Source organism: Corynebacterium sp. LK33 (assembly GCF_014334955.1).
GTDB classification, from domain to species: Bacteria; Actinomycetota; Actinomycetes; order Mycobacteriales; family Mycobacteriaceae; genus Corynebacterium; species Corynebacterium jeikeium_D.
In genome coordinates this window covers 183,946-209,531 of the sequence record NZ_PDGU01000011.1, presented here as the reverse complement: position 1 = coordinate 209,531, position 25,586 = coordinate 183,946, and the positions used below count along the sequence as shown (strand labels likewise).

The following is a 25,586-nucleotide window of genomic DNA, read 5'->3' as shown; positions in this document are numbered from 1 at the left end:
GATAATGTGGGGGAGGGAAATTAGTTAGTCCATTTGGGGATTCGGATTGCTAGCGTTTTAAAAGGGGTGGGGAAATGTCTACACCATCGGCGTCAAACGGCGGTGGACCGCTTTCGACATCGCAGGTTTTAGATGCGGTTGCGCAGTTTGAAGCTCTGTCGACAGTCATCGTGGAGAACTTCGAAGTACTTGCACCGGATCATGCGCACGATGCATATAAGTCGATTGAGAAAGCGCGAAAACGACTCGCAGTAATTGATGCGACTTATGTGGAGACTATGAAGGGGCGGATGCCCAGCGCGGAGCACCGAAGGATCGCGTGGCTAGCGCAGGAGATGCGAATCTCGCGAGCAGAAGCGAGGCAGCGTATCAATGTCGTCGGACGTCTGAGTAGGAATGTTGATCCGTTTGCTCCGGCGAATGAGGATGTGCGAATGCCGAACCTTCGTCAGAAAGTTGAGGAAGGTGTTGTCGGTGCGGATGCTGTTGCGAAGATTGACAAAGCCGTTCGGGAGCTGCCGGCAACGGAGCATGCACAGCTGTCTAGGCTGCTGGACAAGCACATTTCAGATTTAGTGGACAAAATCCGTGTTGATGATCTCAATAAATTGCCGAACCGCCTGCGGGCGATGTTGGGGGTTGATGACCCGTATACGGATGAGGACCGCGCTCGGAAACGAAGTCTAAAAATCGGTGCTCAGGGGCCGGACGGCATGAGCCGGTTGAGCGGTGTGGTTACGCCTTCGTTTGCGGCGGTGCTCAAAAGGCTGCAGGCAGATCATGCGCGGCCTGGTGGGTTACTCGAAGAAGGCGCCGATGACCAGCGGAATCCGGAGCAGCGTTTCCATGATGCCGTGGAAGCGGCGGTGAATGGGGGCTTTCAACCAGGTGGTGAGCTTCAGCCGGCGCGGGGGACGACATCGGTGGTCACCGTCGCGCATATCGCAGATGTGGCAGCGTTAGCTGGAGTCTCCCTGCCTGAGGGGGAAGATTTTGTACTTCCTGGATCGGGTAAAGCGGTCTCAGACGCGGGAGTGCGAATTTCCATTAGTCAGGCCGTGCAACAGATGGTCGATAGAAATTCGTTCCTCCAAGTATTGGGGAATGAGGGGCAGACCTTGTACTTTGGTCGATCCCGCAGGCTGGGGACTTTGCCGCAGTATCTGGCCCTTCTTGGAGAGGAAGGAGGTTCCTCCGCGCCGGGCATGGGCACTCCGGGAGCTGTGTGCGATGTTCACCATGTGCAGTCGTGGGCATCCGGTGGCGGCACTGACCTGAATAATCTCACTTTGGTGGATCCGGGTACGCATCGAAAGATCGATGATGCTCGATGTGATGAAAATGCTTGGTGGACGCTCCGGCCGGATGAGGTACCGGAGATTCTAGGAACTGACGAAGGGGACGAGGTTATCGGGGAGTGCGAGCCGGCCTCTACTGATCGTGTGGTCTGGGTGCCCCCGAAAGACGAGGAAGGAAATCGGAAAGCGGAATCCAATGAGGATCCCGATGCATTCGATAGCCCGGGACGCTGGTTACGTCGTAAAGCGCGAGAGAAACGGACGAGGGACACAGCGGATGGCAATGGTGGGACGGGACAGGATCCCGGTGGGTAGTCGGATTGGGAGGCGGGGCCTGGCTTAGAGGTTGATCTTCCGTTTCGTAGTCAGCTTTGCGTTAATGAAGCGGTTGGGAAAGGAGGCCGACGCTGGCGGCATAGTGCAGCAGTTTTTCTGCGGTGGCACGGCCGATTCCATGTCCTGTGCATGAGGTGAAAACGGCCAGGTGGACAGCATGTTCAGGTACCCTCCCAAGCTCCTAGTTTTAATAACGTACATATCGCGCTACCAAGTCAATCGATTTAGAATCCGGAATTATGACAACATCCATCTCGGTACAAGAGCTTCGTGACAAGATTGCCGGCGGCGGTCGTATCGTCGTCGTTGACGCACGCTGGTCGCGTGCTAAAAAACCATATGACTCCTACGCCACGGCTCACATCCCACTGGCCGTGTTCTGTGATCCCGAGTTGGACCTAGCAGGTGTTCCAAGCCGAGAAGCTGGTCGCAACCCGTTGCCGGATATCGAGCGTGTGCGCGATGCCGTCCGTCGATGGGGAGTCCGCTCGGAGCATCTGGTGATCGTCTACGACGCGGGCGATGGACTGTTCGCGTCACGCGCTTGGTGGATTCTGCGCTGGGCAGGTTTGGAGAATGTGCGTGTCCTCACCGGTGGGTTAGCTGCTTGGGAAGCAGATGGAAACGAGACTGCCTTCGGGCCCGGAAATCTGCCGCGGCCTGGAACGATTGCGGTGAGTGAAGGCAATATGCCTGTTGCCAGCCTCGATGACGTACGCACCTGGTCTGAGCGTGGAATTTTGGTGGATGCGCGTGAGCCCAGCCGTTTTGAAGGTCGTAGTGAGCGCGTCGATCTGCAGGCGGGTCACATCCCGGGTGCCGTGAACCTGGCGGCTCGCAGTCTGCAAAATGCCGACGGCTCCTTCCTGCCTGTTGAGCAGCTCCGTGAGCGCTTTGCCTCCGTCGGTATCGAAGACGGTCGCAATGTAGCGGTCTACTCCGGTTCCGGTCTTCATTCCTCGCTGTTCATTCAGGCTATGGAAGAAGCGGGCATCACGGGCGCCTCTCTGTATGTCGGTGGCTGGTCCCAGTGGGCTGGCAATCCGAGCCTGCCTATCGTCCGCTTCTAAGCGGGCCCGGGCCAGGGCGACCGCCCCAGGGCCCCAGATGTGCCGTCCATGTGGCTTTTGCCCCTCGCCCTTTACCGTCCTAGAGAGTCCCGTACGCTCTCTCCTCGGGCATTGGCATTGCGCCAGACGGGGGACGGCATCTTGTCGCTGACCAAATAGAACGGCTTCTGGCTTAAGCTAGGAGATTAATGATTCCCCTAGTATTCACCCTCGCAGCGATTCTCATCATCGCCGCAGTCGCGCTGTTCGTTGTCGACCGCCGCCGTCGCAGCACAAGTGAGACTGCTGTGGCGTCTCCGTCATCGCCATCGCTTTACGACGAGCCCTCGGACTCCACCGGCGAAGTAACCGGTGTGGCGGCAGAAGATGTTGTGTCCGAACAGTCGGATTCTTCGGAGCAAGGCAGCCCCGAGACAACTTCTGTGGCGAGACCGAATGTCGCAGCTGACGCTGACTCTGAGGTTGCCGCTGAGACTGATAGCGCCGCTGAAGTTGATTCTGAAACTGAGGTTTCGACGACAGAACTGGGGACTTCAGCTGTAGAAAAGACACCGACGGAGCCTGAATCTGTCTCGGGAATCGAGCCGGCGGCCACTGCTGAAATGCCCGAAGCAACAGAAGACGCGGGTGCTGCCGAAACATCGGAAGCAGCAGCTGATCTGAATGCGGGAACGGACGTGACTCTCCGAAGCGGCGCGGAGTCTGGCACAGAATCTGGAGCAGGGCCTGGCATGGAGCCAGCCGAGTCGGTGACTGCTGAAGATACCGATACCACGGATGAGCCCGAGACAGGTTTAGTGGACAACACCAGTGCCATAGATGCCAACAGCACCACTGCTCCTGACGCTCGCATTGGAACTGTTGACGGTGCAGAATTCGAGGCTGTGCCCGGCGAAAATGCCGAGACTGACGAAGTGCCGCAATCATCCGATCGTGCGGCGCGCACCCAGGCCACCCAGGCCACCCCGCCCACTGTGTCCACCCAGCCCGCGCAACCGCAGCGCGCTCAGCAGCAATCAGTGGCCCCTATCCGTCGACGTATCAGCGGTCGCCGTGTGCGTCACTTGCGGAAAGCCTGGGCGCAGGAACGTAATTCTGTCTATAACCGTGTGGACCATGAGCTGCCGTCGTACTGGCAGCGTACGCCGGACGGCGATGCCAAGGCCGTGGTCTCCGGTTTCGCCTTTGGCCGGGAAATGCACCTCGCCGATGTCGGCGGCATCACCACCATCGCCATCCGCCGCTCTGTATCCAGCGATGAGGTTTTCGAGTTGCGCCGCAGCGGCGGCACGACGCTGCCTCACGTAGCTACCGAAGCCGGCCTGGTAGTCGCAGCTACCGACCCAGAGCTCATTCATCGCATCTTCGACGACCGTGCAACCCGCATGCTTGCCGACGTACACCCGGCCATTACCCGCATGTGGTCCGAAAACTCCTGGTCCTTGGCTCAGCTGATTGATAATTCAGTGCCAGAGGACTGGGACGGTGCACTGGCATCGCTGTCGGACTTCTCCGACATTGCGCGCAGGTTGCCACCGGCGGAAGGCGAAACCGTCGCTCCGGACACTAATCAGTGGGATCCCACTCGTTTGCAGCTCACCGAGCAGTCCGTTGACTCTGGTTCCTTGATTTCGGATGGAACCGGGCGTGGGCACTTGCACGCGGTACCAGATCAGCGTCGCAACGGTTCTGCTAACCACGAATCGCAGGATCACAGCTCACAGAACGGGCATGCCCAGAGTCACAGCGCGCAGAATAGCAAGGGTGAAGAGCCGCTGGACGTTGAGGAAATTGTTTACGCAGATTCTCCTTCGTCCTCGTCCGCTGCTACCGCGGATGCAACCACGGATGATTCGCAGTGGCCGTCGCAAAGCAATGCACAACCCACGGTGGTGCAGGCGATTGACGGTTCGTCGTGGCGCCCTACGCGGGATATACCGCTGGATCCGACGGCGCTGCCTTCGCGGTCGACGGCACGAAAGATGGGTGCAAACGTTGGCGAGTCGGAGGACATTGGAGATTCTGGCCAGCAGATTCCTGCGCTTGGGGAGGACCCCGAACATAGCCGGATGCGCTCGAGCCAGGGGCGTGTGGTGCGATCAAATGTGAAGCCCGCCAGTATTTTTACCGACGCCGCCCCAGACCTCGACAGCAGCGACGACCCCACCGAATCTATGTCCGAGGACAAGGGCGTAACCCCTGATTCCGCGGACGAGTAGAACCAGACATATCCTTGAGCACACAGTCGTTTATTTAGGAGACAACCTCAGATGAGCATCCACACGAGCAATGTCAATCAGGAGAAGCTGCAGCGTTTGGCCGAGCTGGTCAAGGAGCTGGCGGTTGTTCATGGCAAGGTCACGCTGTCGTCTGGACGTGAGGCTGATTACTACGTTGACCTGCGCCGCGCCACTCTACATCATGAGGCCTCGCGTCTGATTGGTTCTCTGCTACGAGAGCTCACTGGAGACTGGGACTACGCGCACGTCGGTGGTCTGACGCTTGGCGCGGATCCGGTGGCTACCTCTGTCATGCACGCCGAAGGGCGTCCAATTGATGCCTTTGTGGTGCGTAAGGAAGCCAAGAAGCACGGCATGCAGCGCCGCATCGAGGGACCGGACATTGTAGGCAAGAAGGTCCTGGTTGTGGAGGACACCACCACCACGGGCAACTCGCCGCTGACTGCCGTCGCTGCACTACGTGAGGCCGGTGCTGAGGTTGTCGGTGTCGCCACGGTGGTTGACCGCGCGACGGGCGCCGACGAGGTCATCAAGGCTGAAGGCCTGGACTACCGTTACCTGCTCGGTTTGGATGACTTGGGTCTGGCCTAAGAATCTGAGCGCTAGAGCTATCGCCGAGCCTCACCCTGCTCGCCGAGCCTCACCCAGCTCACCGCCCCAACGCAGTCCCACGAAAGAGGAACATCCCCATGACCACCAAGCGCGCAGGACTCCTGTCCAAGCTCACCACGACCAAACTTCCCGGCACCAAGGAAACCGTCGCTGACATGTTTGTGCGTCGCACGGGCGAGGGCCTCGGCGCACTCGTCGGTATCGCCAGCGCAAGCTCCGACACCCGCCGTGCCCCAGAACGTGCCGGCTATATCGCCGCCAGTGCGGTCAACGTTGTCTCCAGTGCCTTCGGCTGGGAGACTCCACGTCGAGTTTCCAAGACTGTCCTCATGCCACTGTTGGCGGCCAATGTTTGGCGCCGTCGCCACGAGACGTCTCGCTTTACGACGACCACCCTGCTCATCGGCCTCGCCGGCGGTTGGCTGGGCGACTTGATTCTCATGCCGAATAAGCCGAACCTGAACCGCGGTTCTGTGCCGTTCGCAGTTAACCAGGTTGCCTACCACGTGCTGCTGTGGCGTGCCGGAGCTCGGATTAGCGCGCTGCGTGCTGCCATTCGTTTCCCACTGTGGGCTGGTTCGGTACCGCTGGTCGGTGCTGTAAAGCCCGAGGCGCTGCCCGCTGCTGTTGGCTACGGTCCGCTGCTGGCTGTGACCTCCGCACTGGCCGATGACCCGGCGCTGCTGGAGGGTGCCGGTGCTGTCGGTACTGATGAGCAGACCGGCCTGCCGATTGCCGATGCCGCCTACGGCCTCGGCCACGGTGGCAACCTGTTCCTCGTCTCCGACACGCTACTGATGGCTCGAAAGATGTTTGCGGAGGAGGGCGTCGTCGGCAAGCTTCTGAATGCGGCAGTGATGGACACCTACACCGTGGCGCAGTTGTTCCTGGTCGAGGGGCTGTTGGCTCTTGACCGCGCCTGAGCCCGGGAAGGGGCCGACGGAATGGTTTGAGGCTCGTGTCGGGGTGGGGCCGTGGGAGCAGGAGCACCCGAACGAACCCCGGCCGACCGGCCCAGAATACGATGAGCAGCTTCTGGATGAGGGCGACCGACGTAATGTCGTCGATGCCTACCGCTACTGGACGATGGAGGCTATCGTCGCGGAGCTGGATAAGCGTCGTCATCCGTTGCATATCGCCATCGAGAATTTTGAGAATGACTCCAACATTGGCACCGTGGTACGCACCGCAAATGCCTTCCTGGTGGAGGCCGTGCACATCGTGGGGCGCAAGCGTTGGAATCGTCGCGGCGCGATGGTGACTGACCGCTACCAGCACTTGCTGCACCACGAGACGGTGTCGGAGGTCATTAGCTGGGCGCGCGAGCATGATTTGGCTGTCGTGGCCGTGGACAATGTGCCGGGCTCCGTACCCATCGAAACCGTTGAGTTGCCCGAGCGTTGTCTTTTGCTCTTCGGCCAGGAGGGGCCGGGAGTGACTGAAGAAGCACAGCAGGCGGCGGATTTGACGGTGTCGATTGCCCAATTTGGCTCGACGCGTTCGATAAATGCGGGGGTAGCGGCGGGTATTGCCATGCACTCTTGGATTCGTACTCATGCAGATATCACCGCGGCCTGGTAATTGTCTGCTTAGGTGTTTTATTTCGAAGGCTGTTTTAGAGCTGTTTCACAGCCGTTTTAAGGAGAGCCAGTGGTTCTAAAAATGTCGCGTCCGGAGGCCGAAACGTGGGCCTATCGTGCGGACGTGGCTGAACAGGCGATTCGCAACCGTCATGCGGCGAAGCTGTGGGGTCTTCCGGGCACGAATTTGGCAATGGCTTCCTGGCCCGCGCCGCTTCGACATAAGGTCTTCATCAACTGGCATTACTGGTGGCAGGCGCAGTATCTCGACTGCCTGGTAGACGCAGCCAAGCGCGTGCCTTCTAAGGAGAAGTACCGCGCTATCCGCCAGACCACTCGGGGTATCCGCATTCGCAACCTCACGCTGCTGACCAAGAACAAGTACTACGACGATCGCGCGTGGATGGCGTTGGCGCTCGGGCGTGCCGACGCTGTCCTCGGCGCATCGGTGCCCAAGAAGACGACAGCACGGCTGATTTCATGCTTGGGCGATGGTCGGCAGGAGTCCACGGGTGTGCTGCCGTGGCGTGAGCAGGACCTCTTTTTCAACGTCCCCTCGAACGGTCCTGCAGCCATCGCTCTGGCCCGGGCTGGTCGTATCAAGGAGGCAGAGGAACTTATCGATTGGGTTTACGCCAACCTCCTGTCGGACTCAGGGCTGCTCTACGACGGCATTCGCTTGTCCATGGCAGGTGCCGTCGTGCAGAAGGGCATGTTTACGTACAACCAGGGTGTCATGATTGGCGCTTGCCTCGAAGTGGGACTTGCGCTTCGGGCGCACGGCCAGCGTGAACAGGCGACGAAGTATTTCACGCGCGTGCAAAACCTCATCCACGCGGTGGCAAAGGATTTGGCGACCACCGACAATGTTATCGCCGGTGCCGGTGGCGGCGATGGTGGTCTGTTCAACGGCATCCTGGTGCGATACCTCGCCGATGCGGCGGTGCGTTTGCCTGGAGACAATCGCATGAATCGCGCGGCAGCTCGCATTGCTCGCCGACTGGTTCTGGCTTCGGGGGAGAAGTGCTGGTACCACCGCCTCGAGGTTGATGGCCTGCCGCTTTTCCCCGCAGATTGGAACGATAATGCTCAGTTCCCACAGGGCGGTTCGGTTGCGCAATCAGTCGGTGGCGCGGTTCGCGGTTCGGCGATTAAGGAGCGTGACCTCTCTGTCCAACTGTCGGGTTGGATGCTGATGGAAGCGTGCGCCCGAGTGGCCGATTTTGTTGCGACCAAGCTGGAAAATGGTGAGTCGTTGGGTTCGACGAAGCCGAGCTGCCCGGAGTAGTCGGGGAACGCTAGTTGGTCGTCATCTGGCGCTTGCCGACGTTGTACCACCGCGCTGTGCCCGCCGTTGCCAACAGGGAGTCACCTACTGAGCCCCTGCCATCGCCACGTGATGCCTGGCACAATAGGACGCATGAAACTCAATGACATGATGGCTCCTGCTCCCGTGAAGCTCCCCGTTCTTGACGAGGCCGTTGCTGCCCGCAACGGTGGCGCAAGCCCGGAGGCCGTGGTTCGCGCATGCCCGCGCGATTCCCAGGCTTGGGCGGATTTGGCTGAAAGCGCCTTGTCCGAGGGCCAGGAGATTCAGGCCTATGCCTTCGCTCGCACTGGTTACCACCGCGGTCTGGACCTGCTGCGTGGAAACGGCTGGAAGGGGTTCGGAGCCATTCCGTGGGAGCACGAGCCGAATCGTGGTGTGCTCCGCGCCTTCGCAGCGTTGGCTAAGGCTGCTAAGGCTATCGGCGAGGATGATGAATTCGATCGCATGATGGCGTTGCTGCGTGACAGTGATGAATCCGCGTTGCCAGAACTGGGTCTTTAATCGCGCACAGAGATTCAGCGGGCACATAAGAGTGCACAACAGCACAACGGGTACATAAAAAGCGCACAGTTTTTTACATGAGGATGGTGACTTCGGCATGGCTGGCATAGCTGGTGGGGAAGATAAGGATGCCGCAGCTGCCAGGAATCTAGAGGACCTTGCTCCCGCGCATGTCGACGACCTCGTCGAAGCTAAGGAAACGCAATTCGTCGAGGATAATCCGCGCCCGGATTTCCAAGATTTTCGCAATACGTACCTACATCCGGCCTCCCGCGCAGCAAACAAGCTGCGTCAGAAAGTGAGGCCCCGCACGCGTTTCCTCCATGCGATTGACCGTGTGCGCTCCCGTTGGATGCTCATTGTCCAAGCCACGTTAGCCGCTGGGTTGGCCTACTGGTTCGCACTTGAGGTACTGGGGCACCCCAACCCGTTCTTCGCGCCGATGGCCGCTTTCATCAGCCTCAACGTGATGACCGCAGGTCCTCGCTTAAAGCACTCTGTGGAGTTGGTGCTCGGTGCCTCGTTGGGAGTCGGCATTGGTGATGTGATTATCTCCATCCTCGGCTCGGGTATCTGGCAGCTGACCGTCGGTGTGTTTGTCGCCATGGTCATCGGTGTGTTTGTCGGTCGAGGACCGCTTGTGGTCAACCAAGCGGCATCTTCAGCCGTGCTCATCGCCACCATTATTCCGCCGGGCACCGCTGGTTCTTATTACCGAATGATCGATGCTCTCGTCGGTGGTGTGGTGGGCATTATTGTGCTCATGATATTGCCGCGAAGCCCGCTGGCGGGTGCTCGCCGCAAGGTGGCCAAGGTCCTCGACATGGGTGCAGATGTACTTTATGACATCGGCATCGGCATGAAAGAGGGCGACACCGATCGCATCCGCACCGCACTGAGCGTGGTGCGCTCCATGCAGGCGCAAGTCTCGCTGATGGACCGCACTGTCGCCGACGCGGGCGAGCAGGTCCGTATCTCGCCGTTGCTCTGGCGCTCCCGGGATCGAATCCACTCGCTGTCACGTATGGTTCATCCCGTCGACAACGCCATGCGCAACATCCGTGTGCTCGCGCGTCGCGCTATCACAGCACGTGAGGACCACATCGACTTCTCGTCCGAACTGTGCGCACTTGTTCTCGGCGTGTCTGAAGGTACGCGTCTGGTCAGTCATGTGCTTGACGACGAAGCCGCCGTGCGCCGAATCCCAGAGTGGGGCGAGTTGCCTTTCGAGTCCGGCGACATCGCTATCGCTCAGCTTTCCGAGGGATCCGGAGAGGTCAAGCTTGAAGACGTGGTTCGGTACTTGCGTCGTTTAGCGGCGAAAATGCACCCACGCGTGATCGAGGACGCAACGCTGTCGGAACAGGTTGTGTTTGCGCAGTCCCGCTCATTGGTGGTGGACCTGTTGCAGGTGTGTGGCCTGTCCAGGCGTTCAGCTGTGGCAACGCTGCCGCCGACGACCCCGTTCCCAGCAATGCCGCCGGAGGTATGGGACGAGTAGCCGGTGAGGAGTGGGTGAGTAGCGGCTCGCTAGGCGCCCGTCGGTTACTGCCCACGTGCTCCGGCGCACATGCTACTGCCCACGTGCTATTGCAGCATGCTCTAGTGCGGTACGCGCTTGACCTCGACGCCGCCGAAAGCGACGAAGCCGCGCACAATAATCTTCGGAGCCTGTCCGGCGCCAGGAGCTGGAAGGTGACGTCCCGGCTTTCCAGTAACATCCGTGCCGCCGAAGATGGGCAGCACGTCGACATCAACTTGGTAGTGGTCGGGGACAATGACGTCGACTCCACCGAAGGCGCAGCCAATGTTGACGACAGTGGTTTCCGCGGTCAGGATGGCCTCGCGGAAATCCAAGCCAGTCCCGCCGAAGGCCGCTACCGTGGTGTGCGTGGGAGCGCACGTCCAAGGGCCTCTCTTGTCGGTGCCGCCAAAGATGCCGATGGAGAGCTTCGAACCAGTTGCCGCAGCGGAGCTATCAATCCGAGCTGGCTGATGATTGCTGGCTGCATTTGGTGCCACTGAATGGTGCTCGTCCGGGACGCTGTGTAGGTTCGGGCGCAGGTTAGGGTTTGGGTGCGCATGTGGAGTCGGCTCGGCCAGGTTCGCGGGCAGCGACAAGTCTTGTGTCAATGCGGGCAACTCATCGATGTACGTCGCCTTTTGGGCTTTCTCGGTGCGCTCCTGCAGTTCCGCAAAGTCAATCTGGCCATCGCGGAATGCCCATTCCAAGCGTTCCAGCGCAGTGTGGCGGGCTTGGTCGCCAGCGCGTAGCCGTGGGGTGTTGTCAGTCATGATGCTGTCCTATCGAGGCAGTGGCGGGCAGTGGCTTTAACACCCAAATGTTATCTGTACTCGAACTTTCGCGCAGGTCACTTTCATGCACGCCACTTTCGCACAGGCAGACCGTGGCTATTGCCCGCCGCAGTTAGTGCACAATCTGCAAGTCGCGAAGGTGTCGGTACAGAGTTGTCTTCTCTCTCGGCTTTCGTGACTCCACGCCATCGCGCACATATCGGAAGCCCAGGCCACCAACTTGAACTGCCCGACCCGTCATCGGACGGTGTAGCTCGCGGGCCGGGGCTTCTTTCGCTTTACGACGGCCACCGCGCCCCAATCCGAGTCGGCTCAGCAGGCCTTTGTCGCCCTCACCCTCGTTACCGATTTCCGCTTCCGGAGCCGGAACTTCGGCCGCAACGATGCCCGGGGCGTCGGGGGTAGGGCGAATCTGCAGGCCGGTGGATGTGCCGGAGAACATCTGATGCTCGTCGACATAGACCTCGCCAGTAAACCCGTTTGCCGAGGACACTCCGGTAATTCCCGGCTCTGTCAGTAGGGCGTAACCAACAATTGCGTGCCCGGTGTCATCGCGAATCAGCGGCACTGGCGTCGTCGGGCGCGTGAGCGCGGCCGCCGCATCGAGCCCTTCCCCTCCATCGATGCCCCAGTTTTTGGCCGCGGTCGAGGGCGCGGTGGGGACATGTGCCACTTCAATCCACAGGAGGTTCTTGCGCATCAGGTAGGTTGCCACGGTAGCCAGTGCCGCGTCGGTGCCAACGACCACAATTCGTAACGGCTCGCTCGGCTTTTGCGGAGCGGGTTGCGGAGCGCCTAAGTGGTCGACTTTTTTCTGCTTGGAGATTTCCTCCGGCGTCGGAGCTGTATCGACAGGCAGTACGTCCTTGGCCAGGTCGTCGATGAAAGCCAGCTCCTTGCGGGTGGGGATCATCGCGACGTCGTGAAGCGCATAGGCGGGTGGTGCCGGAGTAGCTGGTGCTGATGGTGTGGACGGTGCTGATGTAGACCATGATTGGCGGAGCAATTGGGGAAACGCGGGTACATCGGGGCCACACTGCAGCACAACAATACGCATAGGACTACACTCTAATGCGTCGTCTGCAATCCCAGGAGTTGAAGTAGGACTATGGCCGCAATCATTATCGTCGGTGCCCAGTGGGGCGACGAGGGCAAGGGCAAAGCAACCGATATTCTCGGTGGCCGCGTCGACTACGTCGTCAAGCCCAACGGTGGCAATAACGCCGGCCACACCGTTGTCGTCGGCGGTGAGAAGTACGAGCTGAAGCTGCTTCCGGCGGGTGTGCTGTCGGAAAACGCTGTGCCGATTATCGGTAACGGCTGTGTGGTCAACCTCGAGGCGCTTTTCGACGAGATTGATGGCCTCGAAGCTCGCGGTGCAAAGGCCTCCCGCCTGCGCGTTTCCGGCAATGCCCACATGGTTGCTCCGTACCACCAGACGCTGGACCGCGTGACCGAGCGCTTCCTGGGTAAGCGCGCTATCGGCACTACTGGCCGCGGTATCGGCCCGACGTACGCCGACAAGGTCGGCCGTACGGGCTTGCGTGTCCAGGACATTCTGGACGAGTCGATTCTGCGCCAGAAGATTGAGTCTTCGCTGGCTCAGAAGAACCAGATTCTGGTCAAGCTGTACAACCGCCGCGCCATCGATCCGGATGAGGTCTTTGATTACTTCATGGGCTTCGCCGATCGTCTGCGCCCGATGATTATCGACTCGGAGTTTGAGCTCAATCAGGCTTTGGACGCCGGCAAGCACGTCCTCATGGAGGGCGGCCAGGCCACCATGCTCGATGTCGACCACGGCACCTACCCGTTCGTGACCTCCTCGAACCCAACCGCTGGTGGTGCCTGCGTGGGCACCGGCATCGGCCCGACGAAGATCACTTCGGTGCTGGGCATCATGAAGGCCTACACCACCCGCGTCGGTGCTGGCCCGTTCCCGACGGAGCTGTTCGACAAGTGGGGCGAGTACCTGCAGACCACCGGCGGTGAGGTCGGAGTCAACACCGGCCGTAAGCGCCGCTGTGGTTGGTACGACTCGGTGCTGGCTCGCTACGCCGCGCGCGTCAACGGTTTCACGGATCTGTTCATCACCAAGCTGGACGTCCTGACCGGTATCGGCGAGATTCCGATTTGTGTCGCTTACGACGTTGATGGCGTGCGTCACGACGAAATGCCACTCACCCAGTCGGAGTTCCACCACGCTGTCCCGATTTACGAGACCATGCCTGCGTGGGACGAAGACATCACTGGCTGCCGCACCTTCGATGAGCTGCCGGACAAGGCCAAGGATTACCTGAACCGCCTGGAGGAGCTCTCTGGCGCTCGCATTTCCTACATCGGTGTTGGCCCGGGTCGTGACCAGACCATCGTTGTCCACGACGTGCTGGACAACTAGCGCTGGCTCCTTAGCCTGGGGCAGTGGCGAACTAGCCGGAAAATAGTCCGGCTTTCGACCCGGCTTTATCGAACTGTTAAATAAAATATCTTCGGTGTCGAAACTGCTGGCTGCTGTAAAAAAGAACATTTGCTAACCACGAGAAGGCTCTGGGAATTGTCAGTTGGCACTGGCATCCCAGAGTCATTTTTGTATCGTAGGCCTCACCGCGTAGTCCAACGACAGAAGTCCAAACGACAGAAGGCGTGTGGTTTTCATGCAAAACACAGGACACCGAGTACAACGACTGGCAAGTTCCGCCGTACTTTCCGGCGCGATGGTTTTCTCCGCAATAGGTGGAGCCGTTGCAGCTCCTGCGGCTCAGGCGGAACCGGCCCCAGCGCCGGCACCGGCTCCAGCTCCCGCGCAGGCGGATAGCTGTACCCCGAACCCGGCAGCACCTGAAATCCAGGAGGCCCTGGATAAGGTCAACAGGGAGCGCCCGAACAACCATGATGGGTGGAAGTACACTGGCACCTCCAACTTCAGCCCGTGTAGCGATTTGAGCTTTGCTCTCGCAGATCAGGCCAAGCAGGGCAACGCTCAGTCCTCCACTGTGCTGTTGATGTTCCACAAGGGTGAGTTCATTGGTACGGACTCTGACCGGCCTCAGCACATCAACAAGGTGACGCCGACCCCTGATGGTAAGAACATCTCGGTCATCTACCACGACTGGGAGGCCCAGGAGGCCGCAGGTGCGCCGAACGCTGATGCGGCCAAGTTCACCTCTAATGTTCACTTCTTCTGGAACGGAGATCACGTCGTCCACGAGGGCAAGATTCCCGGCGGCGCGACACCCGCTTCCTAAGGACTCCCGAGAATTTTCGAGAGCTTTCGAAAATTCTTGGACACTCCCGGGGTCTCTTGAGTTTTCCCAAGTAAACTCAATTCAGAGTCGGACATGAGAAAGTAATGCTCCGTCGTAGCGCAGTGCTTGAGAAAACTTGAGAGAACAGAAGAGGTTCCAGCCATGAGTGGTCATTCAGTTCGTCGCGGGTCGATGCTGGTTAGCGCGGCGGTCGCAGGTGTAGTGGCTTTGTCCGGTTGCTCCACTGATGAGACCGCAGCACCGACCTCTGCTTCTCAGGTAGATCAAGAAACGACGACCATCACTACGACCACCACTGTCGAGGATGACAGTGAAAGTGCAGATACCCCCAATCCGGATGTCGATGACAACGACTCCGATGGGGGTTCTTCTGCGCCAACTCAGGAAGAGGCTTTCGAAGAAGCGGTTGCCGACCTGAACTCAATGGAAGGTGGCAATGGCAGCGGTTGGACAGTCACGGACGATACGAACTGGGATACCACCAGCGAGTTGACCTTTGCCTCAGCAGTACAGAATGAAATTACGCATTCAACTACCGCTGGTGCAGTGCTGCTGTTTCATAAGGGCGAGTACGTGGGGACCGCCGGTGGTCCGCAGACAATCAACTCGGTCGAGGGTGATGGCAAAACTGTGACCGTCAATTTCTTCGATGTCAATAAAATGATCGAAGACGGCGGTGCCTTCGCCTTTAAAGACCAGTACAACGCTCCCGTTACGTACTCCTGGGATGGGGCAGAGGTTGCTCAAGAAGGCGAGATTCCAAAGGCAGAGGGGAATTAAACGCTCACCCCGCACTCTCTCCAGATGCGAGTGCTGTCAGGCCGTTTTAAAGTAGTGGCGCACCACACAGTTTTCACCCAGATTTCTGTGTTCCGTAAACCTCCGACGGTAGTTTGTCGACACTGTGTTGTCGGTACTATGCCGTCGCTATGAAGTCGCTAATACTACGCCCAAAGAGGAAAAATCACCGGCCATGTCTTCTCGCAACTCATCTGACTCCATGTTTGACGAACGGACCAAGCAGAGCGAGCAGCCTCAGAATTCACGCGTCCACGGCACGCGCCGCGCAATCGCGGCCATCGCTATGGGCGCGTTTGCTATTTCTCCTATTGCAGCCTGCAGCAATGATGCAGACAACGACGCGGCGTCGTCGTCAAGCAGTGCAAGCGCGGTCAGCACTACGTCGAGCGAAGAGAAGACCTTTGAAAAGCAGCAGGTCGCTGAGCTGAATGCGGCCGCGAATGTGCGGCCGGCTGCGATGGCTAAGCTGCCGGAGGGTTTTGATCTGCAGTCGCACCGTGGTGGTCGCGGTGAGTGGACGGAGGAGTCCAAGCAGGCGATGATCAACTCGTTGGAGCTGGGCGTTACGACGTTGGAGCTGGACATCGTCCTGACGAAGGATGGCGTGCCTATGGTCTGGCACGATCCGGAGATCCAAGACGATAAGTGCTCGGACACCGAGCCAGTGACGGAGGGGGATCCGCAGTACCCGTACGTCGGCAAGCTCGTACATGATCTCACCTATGAGCAGGTACAAACCCTGGTCTGTGACAAGAAGCTCGAGGACTTTCCGGATGCGGAGCCAATCAAGGGCAATAGGATGATGACCCTGCCGGAGCTGTTCGAGCTGACTAAGGACAACCAGGACATCCACTTCAACATTGAGACCAAGATTGAGGGCGAAAAGCGCGCTGACTCGGCAGAACCGCAGGAGTTCGTCGATGTGATTCTCGACGAGATTGACCGCGCGGGTGTGGCTAATCGTGTGATGATTCAGTCCTTCGATTGGCGCTCGCTGCCGCTGGTCGCGGAACGGAACCCGGAGATTCCGCTGGTCATGCTGTGGGACGAGACCACCTGGAAGAAGGATTCTCCTTGGATTGGCGATGTCAATTACGACGAGGTCAATGGCGACATCATCGAGGCCGCCAAGCAGCTCGGCGTGCAGGTGCTCTCGCCGACGCACAGCATTCCTTACGGCAAGACACCGTCAGATGCTGACTACCACCCGGTCGCCACGCCGGAGCTAATCTCCCGTGCGCATGAGGCCGGCATGAAGGTGGTGCCGTGGACCGTAAATGAAAAGGAGACCATGCGCGAGCAAATTGCCGCTGGTGTCGACGGCATCATCACCGACTACCCGACGCGACTGCGCGAGGTCTTGGCCGAGCTGAAAATGCCGCTGCCGGAGTCCGCTCCGGTGGGTGATGCAGCGATGTCGACGAACTAGTAAACCCGGCCAGCACCAGCGGAAACTCGTCTGTATCCCTGTTTTGCCCATGTTTAGCTCTGCGGGCCGAGCATGTTTCGTGTCACACTTGACCTTATGACGCGTTTGAAAGTGCTTGCCGACGTTGACACGGGTATCGATGACAGTCTTGCTCTCGTCTACCTCGCGGGGTTGCATACCGCAGGCGAGATCGAGCTGGTGGGTGTGACCTGCGCAGGTGGTAACACCACTGCGGCATGGTCCGCTCGCAACACCAAGTACATGTTGAATCTCTGCGGTTGTCCGGAGGTTCCGGTTGTCAGCGGTTTCGAGGGGCCCGCTGACCGTGAACTGACCACCACGCCTGAGACTCATGGCCCGTACGGGCTGGGCTACAACCTGGCACCACCGGCCGTCATCTACGAACCGGGGCGCTCAGGAGCGGCGGATCCGCTGGCGCTGTGGCGACGAGTCATCGAGCAGGCACGGTCGACGGGGGAGAAGGTGCACCTGCTGGTCACTGGCCCTATGACCACCTACGTGGCCGCTTTGAAGAAGTACCCGGAACTCATGCGGGAGCTCGACGGCGTGACCATTATGGGCGGTGCTGTGGAGTACCACGGTAACGTTACCGAGTTTGCGGAATGGAACTTCTGGGTCGACCCCACTGCGGTCACCGAGGTGTTCGGCACCGCAGGTGCTGTGGCCGTCGAGCGCCCGGAGGATGCCGTGCGCAGCATCGCCACCGCCGCAGGCGCGCCGGTGCCGACGCTGGTTCCGCTCAATGTCACCGAGACCATCACCATTAGTGATACTGAGATTGAATCCTGGCGAGATGCCGGTATGAACTCGGAGCTGCTGCGTGTTCTGCGCCGCTCGCTGAAGTTCTACTTTGAGTTCCACCAGGGAGTTGGAGTCGGTTATAAGGCGCAGGTTCATGACCTCTTCGCTGCGATGGTGGCCGTCGGTGCGGTGACCGGGGAAGTGGAGAAGATGCGCCTCGTGGGCGTCGATAAGCGAACCTTTGCAGATGAGCCAGCACGCCGCGGCCAGGTGGTGGAGGATTCAGCCGGAGCGGTGGCGAATGTTGTCCTGGCCGCTGACCGTGAGGTGGCGCTGGCTGAGTTCCAGCGGGTGTTCCCGCGCTAGGTTCCCGCCCGTGCCCGCCGCGGTGAATCAGCTCGCTGTCGTATGCTGGAGGCAATCAATTTAACAGCTGCTGGTTGCGCAGCGTATGTGCCGTAGACGAAAGCGAGTTTATCTCGATGTTCACCCCCGAAGTCACCGGAACCCCGTACCAGCCGGGAGCAACGCGAGTGCTGCTGCTCGGCTCTGGCGAGCTCGGCAAGGAGGTGACCATTGCTTTCCAGCGTCTTGGCGTTGAGGTGCACGCTGCCGATCGCTACGAGCATGCACCGGCACACCAGGTAGCTCACCACGCCTACGTGTTGAATATGTCGGACCCCAGCGCACTGCGGGACCTGATTCTCCAGGTCAAGCCCCACTTCATCGTCCCCGAGATTGAGGCTCTGGCAACCGAGGTGCTGGCAGAGGTCGAGGAAGATGAGACGCTGGACGTCACCGTTATTCCGACCGCACGGGCGACTCAGCTGACCATGAACCGAGAGGGTATTCGCCGCCTGGCTGCGGAAGAGGTCGGGCTGCCGACTTCCCGCTATCACTTCGCCTCCAGCTTTGATGAGTTCACCGCAGCTGTTGATGAGATTGGCTTCCCATGCGTGGTCAAGCCGGTCATGAGTTCCTCGGGCAAGGGACAGTCCACGCTGCGTTCGCCGGAGGATGTCCAGGCCGCGTGGGATTACGCCATGAGTGGCGGTCGCGTTGAATCCGGTCGCGTCATCGTGGAGGGCTTCGTTGATTTCGACTATGAGATCACGCTGCTGACCGTGCGCTCCGTTGATCCGGAGACTGGCGAGGGGGCAACGTGGTTCTGTGAGCCCATCGGCCACCGTCAGCAGGATGGTGACTACGTTGAGTCCTGGCAGCCGGCAGCCATGAGCGAAAACGCCCTGGACAATGCTCGCTCTGTCGCCGCGCGCATCACCAACGCGCTGGGCGGTCGCGGTATCTTCGGCGTCGAGCTGTTTGTCCGCGGCGATGAAGTGTGGTTCTCCGAGGTCAGCCCGCGCCCGCATGACACCGGCATGGTCACCATGGGTACCCAGCGTTTCTCCGAGTTCGAGCTGCACGCGCGCGCAGTGCTGGGGCTGCCTATCGACGTCACGCTGGTGTCCCCGGGAGCTTCCGCTGTAGTCTACGGCGGTGCTGACATCGAGCAGCCGGGCTACACCGGCCTAGCTGAGGCCATGGCTATTCCGGAGACAGACATTCGTATCTTTGGTAAGCCGTTTGCCGGTCCGCGTCGCCGCATGGGTGTTGCTGTTTCGACCGCAGATTCTGTCGACGCTGCTCGTGAGCGTGCATCGGAGGCGGCATCAAAGATTAAGGTCGTCGAACTGGGGTAGTTCGACGACCTAGTGTGCGCTGCTGGTGTTGCTTGGGAAAGGAACGCTGCAGCGCACTTTTTTGTGCGCCTCCGGCAGCGCGTGAGCTATTTGGACTTCTGTACCGGTGGCTCGGCCGACCAGGGGAAGACGATCCAGTCATCGGTGTGCTTCCAGACGTAGTCCGGTGCAATCTCCGAGCGGGACTTGCCGTAGAGCACAGCGGAACGGACTTCAGCGCCGTGCTTCTTGAGCAGGTCGAGCACCAGATGCAGCGTGCGACCGGAGTCAGCCACATCGTCGACGACCAGCAGGCGGCGGTTGGAAATCGATTCGATGTCCAGCAGCGGCTCCAGCAGAACCGGATCCGGCAGGGTCTCCGCCACGTCGGTGTAGAACTCGACGTTGATGGCGTCAGAGAGCTTGACGCCCATGGTGTAGCTGAGTGCGCCTGCTGGCAGCAGGCCACCGCGGGCCACGGCGATAATAATCTCCGGGTCGAAGTCCGAGTCGACAATCTGCTGTGCGAGTTCACGGGAGGCGACGCCGAAGCCTTCCCAGGTCAGAACTTCCTTGACGTCCAGGTTGGATGAGTCTGCATGATAAGCCATGTATTAACTCTAATCCGAAGACCGACTGACGTGCACAATCAACTGTCCGGTTAGACCCGATGCGCTAGCTCGCGACGGTCTCCACAACAGCTTCGTGCACAGCTTCGGCCACGTCATCGGCATCTGGCTGCTTTGCGACGACCGTGGAGGCCGCAACCATGTCAGCCCACTCGACCAGCTTCTTGCGCTCGCGGCCTTCGGCTTCGCCCGCGGCACGCTCGGCGGCGTCGAGTGCGTGCCAGCCCTCCCAGGTGGTGACCTGGAGGCCCTTGTCGGCCAGGAACTCGTCGACGTCGTTATGCGTGGGCTTTGCAGGTGCGGCCAGGCGACCTGCCTCCCAGTCGGCGATGAGGTTGCCGACAGCTTCGTTGGCATCGCCCTTGGTGTTACCGATTAGGCCGACCGGGCCACGGCGAATCCAGCCGGTGGTGTACAGGCCCTGGATGTGGTTGCCGTCGATGTCGTCAAGCACGCGGCCGCCGGCATCTGGGATGGTGTGCGTGCCGGTGTCGAACGGTACGCCGGTGACTGCGTCGGAGCGGTAGCCGACTGCGCGGTAGACCGCACCGACCGGCCATTCGGTGAACTTGCCGGTGCCGCGGACGCCACCCTCGCCGTCGAGTTCGGTGCGTTCGGTGCGGATAGCGCTGACGTGCTGTACTCCATCTTCACCGGTCTCGCCGATGATTTCGACCGGGGACTCGAAGAAGTGGATGAAGAGCTTGTGCGGGGCGCCCTTTGGCTCGCGGATGGCGTAGTTTTCCAGAATCGTACAGACCTGATCGGTGATCTTGGACTCGCGACGGGACGTTTCGGAGGCGGCATCGTACTGGATGTCCTCCGGATTCACGACAACCTCAATGGTGTCAGAGTGGTCCAGTTCCTTCAGCTCCAGTGGAGTGAACTTTGCCTGAGCCGGACCGCGACGGCCAAAGACATGGACTTCGCGGGCGGCGTTTTTAGCCAGGCCGTCGTAGACGTTGTCGGCGATTTCGGTGACGTGCAGCTCATCGGCAGTCTTGGCGAGAATGCGGGCGACGTCGAGGCCCACGTTACCGACGCCGATCACAGCGACCGACTCAGCGGAGAGCTCCCAATCGCGGGCGAACTCCGGATGGGAGTCGTAGAAACCTACGAACTCACCGGCGCCGTAGTGCTCCGGCAGGTCCGAGCCCGGGATGTTCAGATCGCGGTCGCCGGTCGCGCCAGTGGCGAAGATGATGGCGTCGTAGAACTGGCGCAGTTCATCAACGCTGACCTGCTTGCCGACGTCCACGTTGCCCAGCAGTCGAACCTGCGGCTTGTCCAGCACTCGGTGTAGGGACTTAATGATGCCCTTGATTCGCGGGTGGTCTGGCGCAACACCGTAGCGGATGAGGCCGAACGGCACTGGAAGGCGCTCGTAGAGGTCGATGGCGACATCGCGGCCGGACTTCATCAGCGCGTCGGAGGCGTAGATACCGGCCGGGCCCGAGCCAACCACGGCTACACGCAGTGGCGTGGTGGAGTTGGCGAGATCGGGCAGTGAGGAAGCGGCCGTGTTCTGGGCTGCAGTCTGGTCGTTGGTCATTGGGTGGAATCCTTTTTCTACGTTTTCTTTGTCGCGATTGCTTATCGTAGACCAATCGGTCTATGCTTGCTGAAACAGAATATAGACAAACTGGTCTACAAAAAGCAAACACAAAACACCGCAAGAATCACTGCTTTGGCTTGAGAGGGTTTTGCTGCGCATCGCTTCTGCTGAATGAGCTCTGAAGGGGGCTCGTCGTGCGGGCATCGTGGCAACGGCAGGCTCTGGTTGGGTAAGTGGGGAAGGGCTTGTCATGGAAAAACTCATAGTCTTCGTGCTAATCGGCCTTGGCGCGCAATTAGTCGACGGCACTCTGGGGATGGCTTTCGGTGTCACCGCTACTTCGCTGTTTATTGTTGCTGGTAGTAGTGCTGCCACTGCGTCGGCGGTGGTTCACGTAGCAGAGGTGGGTACGACACTGGCCTCCGGTATTTCACACTGGCGATTCGGCAATGTCGACTGGCGACGCGCGCTGAGTCTTGGTGTGCCGGGTGCTATCGGTGCCTTTATTGGTGCGACCTTTTTGGCGAATCTCGACGGTGATGCCGCGACGCCTGTGACCTCGACAATCTTGCTTTTCCTCGGTCTGTGGGTGATTATCCGCTTCGCCTTTTTGGCCAATGTTAAGCGCAAGAAGAAGGCCTGGGGGGCGAAGAAGCTCGCTCCGCTGGGGCTCTTTGGTGGCCTGCTTGATTCCACTGGAGGTGGTGGTTGGGGGCCTGTTACCACCTCAACTTTGCTCGGCGCTGAGGCTGACCAGCCGCGCAAGATTATCGGTACTGTCTCTGCGGCGGAATTTCTCGTTGCCTCGGCGGCTGTACTGGGCTTTTTGCCCAAGCTGCGGGAGGAATTCACCCAGCATGCTGCACCGGTAATTGGTTTGTTGTGCGGTGGTGTGATTGCGGCCCCCTTGGCTGCGTACCTGGTGGGGCGCATTAATCCGCGGCTGCTTGGAATTGCGATCGGCGGCGTGTTGGTGGGGCTGAATATTCGCACTCTGTTTTCGTCGCTGGTTTCTGGTGGCGTGCTGGCAACGGTGCTGCTCGTGTGGGCTTTTGTTGTCGTCGCGCTGGTGCTGTGGGCGCGTTCGCACGACACTCTTCCGGGTTTGCGTCAGCGGATCCAGCTTGAGCCGACTTCTCAGTCTTCCTCGGCTGATGTGTCTAGTTCTGGATCTCCATCACCCGCTTCGGTTGATGTCGGGGCCGAGGATGCTTCTGAAGGTGTCAAAGTGGGTGCGAAAAACGGTGTCCGCGTGGGCGAAGCGGGGGTCCGCTAGGTATCCGAGCGTGTCCCGGCTTGCACTAGCCAGACTGGTCGGTCTAATGTTGCCTGCAATGCAACGTAGACCAAACGGTCTATAAAGATTAGAAACTAATTCGGTCAACGAGAACAAAACGAAAGTGATTCGGTAGATTCCCCATGAGCTCTCCTACGAAAACCGCCGAGCGTCCAGCTTCCGCAGCGGCTACCCGACGTAAGAAGCGCGCACCGAAGCCACAGGGGCAGTGGCTTATCGACGGCCGCGAGCCACTTAACGACGACGAGCGCATTAAGAAAGAAGATGCTGGCATCGCCGTTAAGCAGCGTGTTATCGACATCTACTCCAAGCAGGGGTTTGACTCCATCCCCGCGGAGGACCTAGCGCCTCGCTTTAAGTGGATTGGCCTCTACACCCAGCGCAAGCAGGGGCTTAGCGGTGAGCACACCGGCGTGAAGACCAACGCCGAGCTGCAGGACAAGTACTTTATGCTCCGCGTCCGCCTCGACGGTGGCCAGACCACCACCGAGGGTATTCGCACCATCGGCGAGATTTCCCGCGATTTCGCCCGCGACACTGCGGACTTCTCCGACCGCCAGAACGTCCAGCTGCACTGGATTCGCGTCGAAGATATGCCGGAGATCTGGGACCGCCTTGAGCGAGTTGGTCTCGACACCAACTTTGGCTGCGGCGACGTTCCCCGCGTTATTCTAGGCAGCCCGGTTGCCGGTGTTGCGGCCGATGAAATTGTCGACGGCACCAACGCCATCCGCCGCATCAAGGAGGAGTACCTCTCCGGCGACGAGTTCTCCAACCTACCGCGTAAGTTTAAGTCGGCAGTTTCCGGTTCCCCGCGTCTCGATGTCACCCACGAGGTCCAGGACGTTGCCTTCGTCGGTGTCAATCATCCAGAGCACGGCCCCGGTTTCGACGTTTGGGTCGGTGGTGGTCTCTCCACCAACCCGATGCTCGCCCAGCGTCTCGGCGCCTGGATCCCAGAGGACGAGGTTCCCGAGGTATGGGCGGGCGTGTGCCGCATCTTCCGGGACTACGGCTACCGTCGCCTGCGCAATCGTGCGCGTCTGAAGTTCCTCGTTGCCGAATGGGGCGCGGAGAAGTTCCGCCAGGTACTCGAAGACGACTACCTCAACCGCAAGCTTATCGACGGCCCCGCACCCGAACCTTTCGAAGGCGACCGTGACCACATCGGCGTGCACAAGCAGGCCGACGGTCTCAACTACGTCGGTGTTAAGCCCGCTGTTGGCCGTGTTCCGGGCTCTGATCTGGTCAAACTCGCCGACATCGCCGAGCGCCACGGTGTTTCCCGCGTCCGCACCACCGTGATGAAGGAGCTCATTCTCCTCGACGTCGCCGACGACCAGGTCGACTCCCTGCTCGCAGAACTCGACGAAATTGGCCTGTCTGCCAAGCCCTCAGCTTTCCGACGGGGCATCCTGGCCTGCACCGGCCTAGAGTTCTGCAAGCTCGCACTTGTCACCACGCGCCAGCGCGCAATTGATTTGGTGGGCGACTTGGAGGAACGCCTCGGTGACCTCGACGTCCCAATCACCATTGCGCTCAATGGCTGCCCGAATGCCTGCGCCCGCACGCAGATTGCCGACATCGGACTCAAGGGGCAGATTGTCACCGACGACGAGGGCAACCGTGTCGAGGGTTTCCAGGTTCACCTCGGTGGTTCGCTGGGGCTCGATGCCAACTTCGGCCGCAAGGTTCGCGGACACAAGGTCACCTCGGCAGAACTGGGTGACTACATCGAGCGCGTCGTCAATCACTTCAAGGAGCAGCGCCACGAGGGTGAACAGTTCCGCGAGTGGATTGTCCGCGCTGATGAGGAGGACCTGAAGTGAGTGAATCTCCCAATGGGGTTCGGTCGCAGGGGCCGTCGTCAAGCGAAAAAGACGAGACGCCAGCGCGACTGGGAATCGGTGGCCGAAGCGCACACCCCAATCCGAACCGGGGTGCGGTGATGCATTGCCCTTACTGCGGCGGTGATGATCTGTGGCCCGACCTGGAAACCGATTACGCCTGGCAATGCCGCGAATGCTGCCGGGTATTCACAGTGAAACTGCACGGACATATCGATAGAAAGGTGGCGTCATGAGCACGGGACTGAAAACCGCTGAGGTCATTAAGACTCAGGAGGCGCTCGCGCGTGAAGACGCGCTGGACAACCCGGAAACTGCTCGCCGTCTGATTGAGCTCGCACTGGAGTGGGGCTCCAAGCTGGAGACCGCTACTGCTGGGGAAGTACTGGAATGGGGTGCGGAGCACCTGCACACGCCACTGGCTGTGACCCTGTCGATGCAGGACACAGTGTTGGCGGAACTGGCTGCTCGGCACGCGCCGGAGGCAGATCTGATTTTCCTGGATACCGGTTACCACTTCCCGGAGACCCTCGACGTGGCAGAGCAGGTCGCACAGCGTTACGACAACCGACTGCTGTCGATTGAGCCGAAGCGCACCCGCGCCGAGCAGGACGCCGAAGAGGGCGTTGATCTGTACAAGACCGACCCGACGCGTTGCTGCGCATTGCGGAAGGTCGAGCCGCTGTCTGCCGTGAAGCGCCCCTACGAGGGCTGGGTCACAGGTCTGAAGCGCGTCGACGCGCCGACCCGCGCACTCACGCCGGTACTGGAGATCGACAAGACTGGTCGCATCAAGCTCAACCCGTTGGCCACCTGGACAGATGAGGATGTTGCCCAGTACATCGAGGACAACGACCTCATTGTGCATCCGCTGACGCAACAGGGGTTCCCGTCGATTGGCTGCGCAACATGCACCGCGCGAGTGGCAGAGGGTGCGGATCCGCGCTCGGGTCGCTGGGCGGGCTCCGAGAAGACTGAGTGCGGATTGCACCTCTAGTTCGAGCGGCTAGCAGACAGCTACTTGCCGCCAGCCAC

Annotated in this window: 22 protein-coding genes; 18 read left to right on the top strand and 4 right to left on the bottom strand. The window is 60.0% G+C overall.

Annotation, left to right across the window (positions count from 1 at the left end; all coding sequences use genetic code 11):
* Window positions 1–74: 74 nt before the first annotated feature.
* The 9 genes from CRD20_RS04270 (at window position 75) to CRD20_RS04230 (ending at window position 10,468) form a co-directional block, all read left to right on the top strand.
* Window positions 75–1,613: an HNH endonuclease signature motif containing protein gene (locus CRD20_RS04270; RefSeq protein WP_187404891.1), complete on the top strand. Its 1,539-nt coding sequence runs from the start codon at window positions 75–77 to the stop codon at window positions 1,611–1,613.
* A 260-nt stretch (window positions 1,614–1,873) separates the two neighbouring features.
* Window positions 1,874–2,704, top strand: coding sequence for a sulfurtransferase (locus CRD20_RS04265; RefSeq protein WP_049169848.1), 831 nt, complete (start codon window positions 1,874–1,876; stop codon window positions 2,702–2,704).
* 188 nt (window positions 2,705–2,892) lie between these two features.
* Entirely contained in the window at window positions 2,893–4,923 is a 2,031-nt protein-coding gene (locus CRD20_RS04260; protein ID WP_070549989.1) for a hypothetical protein, read from the top strand.
* Window positions 4,924–4,974: 51 nt separating this feature from the next.
* The gene (gene pyrE / locus CRD20_RS04255) at window positions 4,975–5,535 is read left to right on the top strand and encodes an orotate phosphoribosyltransferase (protein WP_049169851.1); all 561 of its coding nucleotides are present in this window, start codon (window positions 4,975–4,977) and stop codon (window positions 5,533–5,535) included.
* 98 nt (window positions 5,536–5,633) lie between these two features.
* Complete coding sequence (locus CRD20_RS04250) at window positions 5,634–6,479, top strand: lysoplasmalogenase (RefSeq protein ID WP_016421548.1); 846 nt, start codon at window positions 5,634–5,636, stop codon at window positions 6,477–6,479.
* Complete coding sequence (locus CRD20_RS04245; protein ID WP_038626765.1) at window positions 6,466–7,137, top strand: RNA methyltransferase; 672 nt, start codon at window positions 6,466–6,468, stop codon at window positions 7,135–7,137. Before CRD20_RS04250 ends, CRD20_RS04245 begins: the two co-directional genes overlap by 14 nt.
* A gap of 69 nt (window positions 7,138–7,206) precedes the next feature.
* The gene (locus CRD20_RS04240) at window positions 7,207–8,424 is read left to right on the top strand and encodes a glycoside hydrolase family 76 protein (RefSeq protein WP_187404890.1); all 1,218 of its coding nucleotides are present in this window, start codon (window positions 7,207–7,209) and stop codon (window positions 8,422–8,424) included.
* 132 nt (window positions 8,425–8,556) lie between these two features.
* The gene (locus CRD20_RS04235) at window positions 8,557–8,967 is read left to right on the top strand and encodes a DUF3151 domain-containing protein (RefSeq protein ID WP_016421545.1); all 411 of its coding nucleotides are present in this window, start codon (window positions 8,557–8,559) and stop codon (window positions 8,965–8,967) included.
* Between the two features lie 97 nt (window positions 8,968–9,064).
* A complete protein-coding gene (locus CRD20_RS04230; RefSeq protein WP_005510217.1) occupies window positions 9,065–10,468 on the top strand; it encodes an aromatic acid exporter family protein in 1,404 nt (467 codons plus the stop codon).
* A 101-nt stretch (window positions 10,469–10,569) separates the two neighbouring features.
* On the opposite strand, the gene CRD20_RS04225 is transcribed toward CRD20_RS04230, so the two are convergent.
* Entirely contained in the window at window positions 10,570–11,262 is a 693-nt protein-coding gene (locus tag CRD20_RS04225) for a DUF1707 domain-containing protein (protein ID WP_070439015.1), read from the bottom strand.
* A 133-nt stretch (window positions 11,263–11,395) separates the two neighbouring features.
* Window positions 11,396–12,340, bottom strand: a complete 945-nt coding sequence (locus CRD20_RS04220) for a hypothetical protein (RefSeq protein WP_255468703.1) — start codon at window positions 12,338–12,340, stop codon at window positions 11,396–11,398.
* 51 nt (window positions 12,341–12,391) lie between these two features.
* Here CRD20_RS04220 and CRD20_RS04215 point away from each other — a divergent pair, with 51 nt between their 5' ends.
* The 6 genes from CRD20_RS04215 (at window position 12,392) to purT (ending at window position 19,244) form a co-directional block, all read left to right on the top strand.
* Window positions 12,392–13,681, top strand: a complete 1,290-nt coding sequence (locus CRD20_RS04215) for an adenylosuccinate synthase (RefSeq protein WP_016421542.1) — start codon at window positions 12,392–12,394, stop codon at window positions 13,679–13,681.
* Between the two features lie 256 nt (window positions 13,682–13,937).
* Entirely contained in the window at window positions 13,938–14,528 is a 591-nt protein-coding gene (locus tag CRD20_RS04210) for an LppP/LprE family lipoprotein (protein ID WP_187404889.1), read from the top strand.
* A gap of 162 nt (window positions 14,529–14,690) precedes the next feature.
* Window positions 14,691–15,329 (top strand): LppP/LprE family lipoprotein, encoded by a 639-nt coding sequence (locus CRD20_RS04205; RefSeq protein WP_070642262.1) that lies wholly within the window; start codon window positions 14,691–14,693, stop codon window positions 15,327–15,329.
* Window positions 15,330–15,522: 193 nt separating this feature from the next.
* Entirely contained in the window at window positions 15,523–16,779 is a 1,257-nt protein-coding gene (locus CRD20_RS04200) for a glycerophosphodiester phosphodiesterase family protein (protein WP_069358962.1), read from the top strand.
* 96 nt (window positions 16,780–16,875) lie between these two features.
* The gene (locus CRD20_RS04195; RefSeq protein ID WP_187404888.1) at window positions 16,876–17,907 is read left to right on the top strand and encodes a nucleoside hydrolase; all 1,032 of its coding nucleotides are present in this window, start codon (window positions 16,876–16,878) and stop codon (window positions 17,905–17,907) included.
* Window positions 17,908–18,023: 116 nt separating this feature from the next.
* Window positions 18,024–19,244: a formate-dependent phosphoribosylglycinamide formyltransferase gene (gene purT / locus CRD20_RS04190; protein ID WP_101738777.1), complete on the top strand. Its 1,221-nt coding sequence runs from the start codon at window positions 18,024–18,026 to the stop codon at window positions 19,242–19,244.
* Window positions 19,245–19,330: 86 nt separating this feature from the next.
* On the opposite strand, the gene CRD20_RS04185 is transcribed toward purT, so the two are convergent.
* Complete coding sequence (locus CRD20_RS04185; protein ID WP_048734520.1) at window positions 19,331–19,834, bottom strand: phosphoribosyltransferase; 504 nt, start codon at window positions 19,832–19,834, stop codon at window positions 19,331–19,333.
* A 64-nt stretch (window positions 19,835–19,898) separates the two neighbouring features.
* Window positions 19,899–21,404, bottom strand: a complete 1,506-nt coding sequence (locus CRD20_RS04180) for an FAD-dependent oxidoreductase (RefSeq protein ID WP_187404887.1) — start codon at window positions 21,402–21,404, stop codon at window positions 19,899–19,901.
* A gap of 253 nt (window positions 21,405–21,657) precedes the next feature.
* On the opposite strand from CRD20_RS04180, the gene CRD20_RS04175 reads away from it, so the two are divergent.
* The 3 genes from CRD20_RS04175 to CRD20_RS04165 all read left to right on the top strand — a co-directional run bounded on the left by CRD20_RS04175 (window position 21,658) and on the right by CRD20_RS04165 (window position 25,548).
* Window positions 21,658–22,683 (top strand): sulfite exporter TauE/SafE family protein, encoded by a 1,026-nt coding sequence (locus CRD20_RS04175; RefSeq protein ID WP_187404886.1) that lies wholly within the window; start codon window positions 21,658–21,660, stop codon window positions 22,681–22,683.
* Between the two features lie 143 nt (window positions 22,684–22,826).
* Window positions 22,827–24,533 carry a nitrite/sulfite reductase gene (locus tag CRD20_RS04170; RefSeq protein ID WP_016421533.1) on the top strand — a complete coding sequence of 569 codons (1,707 nt, stop codon included), beginning with the start codon at window positions 22,827–22,829 and terminating at the stop codon, window positions 24,531–24,533.
* 250 nt (window positions 24,534–24,783) lie between these two features.
* Window positions 24,784–25,548 (top strand): phosphoadenylyl-sulfate reductase, encoded by a 765-nt coding sequence (locus tag CRD20_RS04165; RefSeq protein WP_187404885.1) that lies wholly within the window; start codon window positions 24,784–24,786, stop codon window positions 25,546–25,548.
* Window positions 25,549–25,586 lie beyond the last annotated feature (38 nt).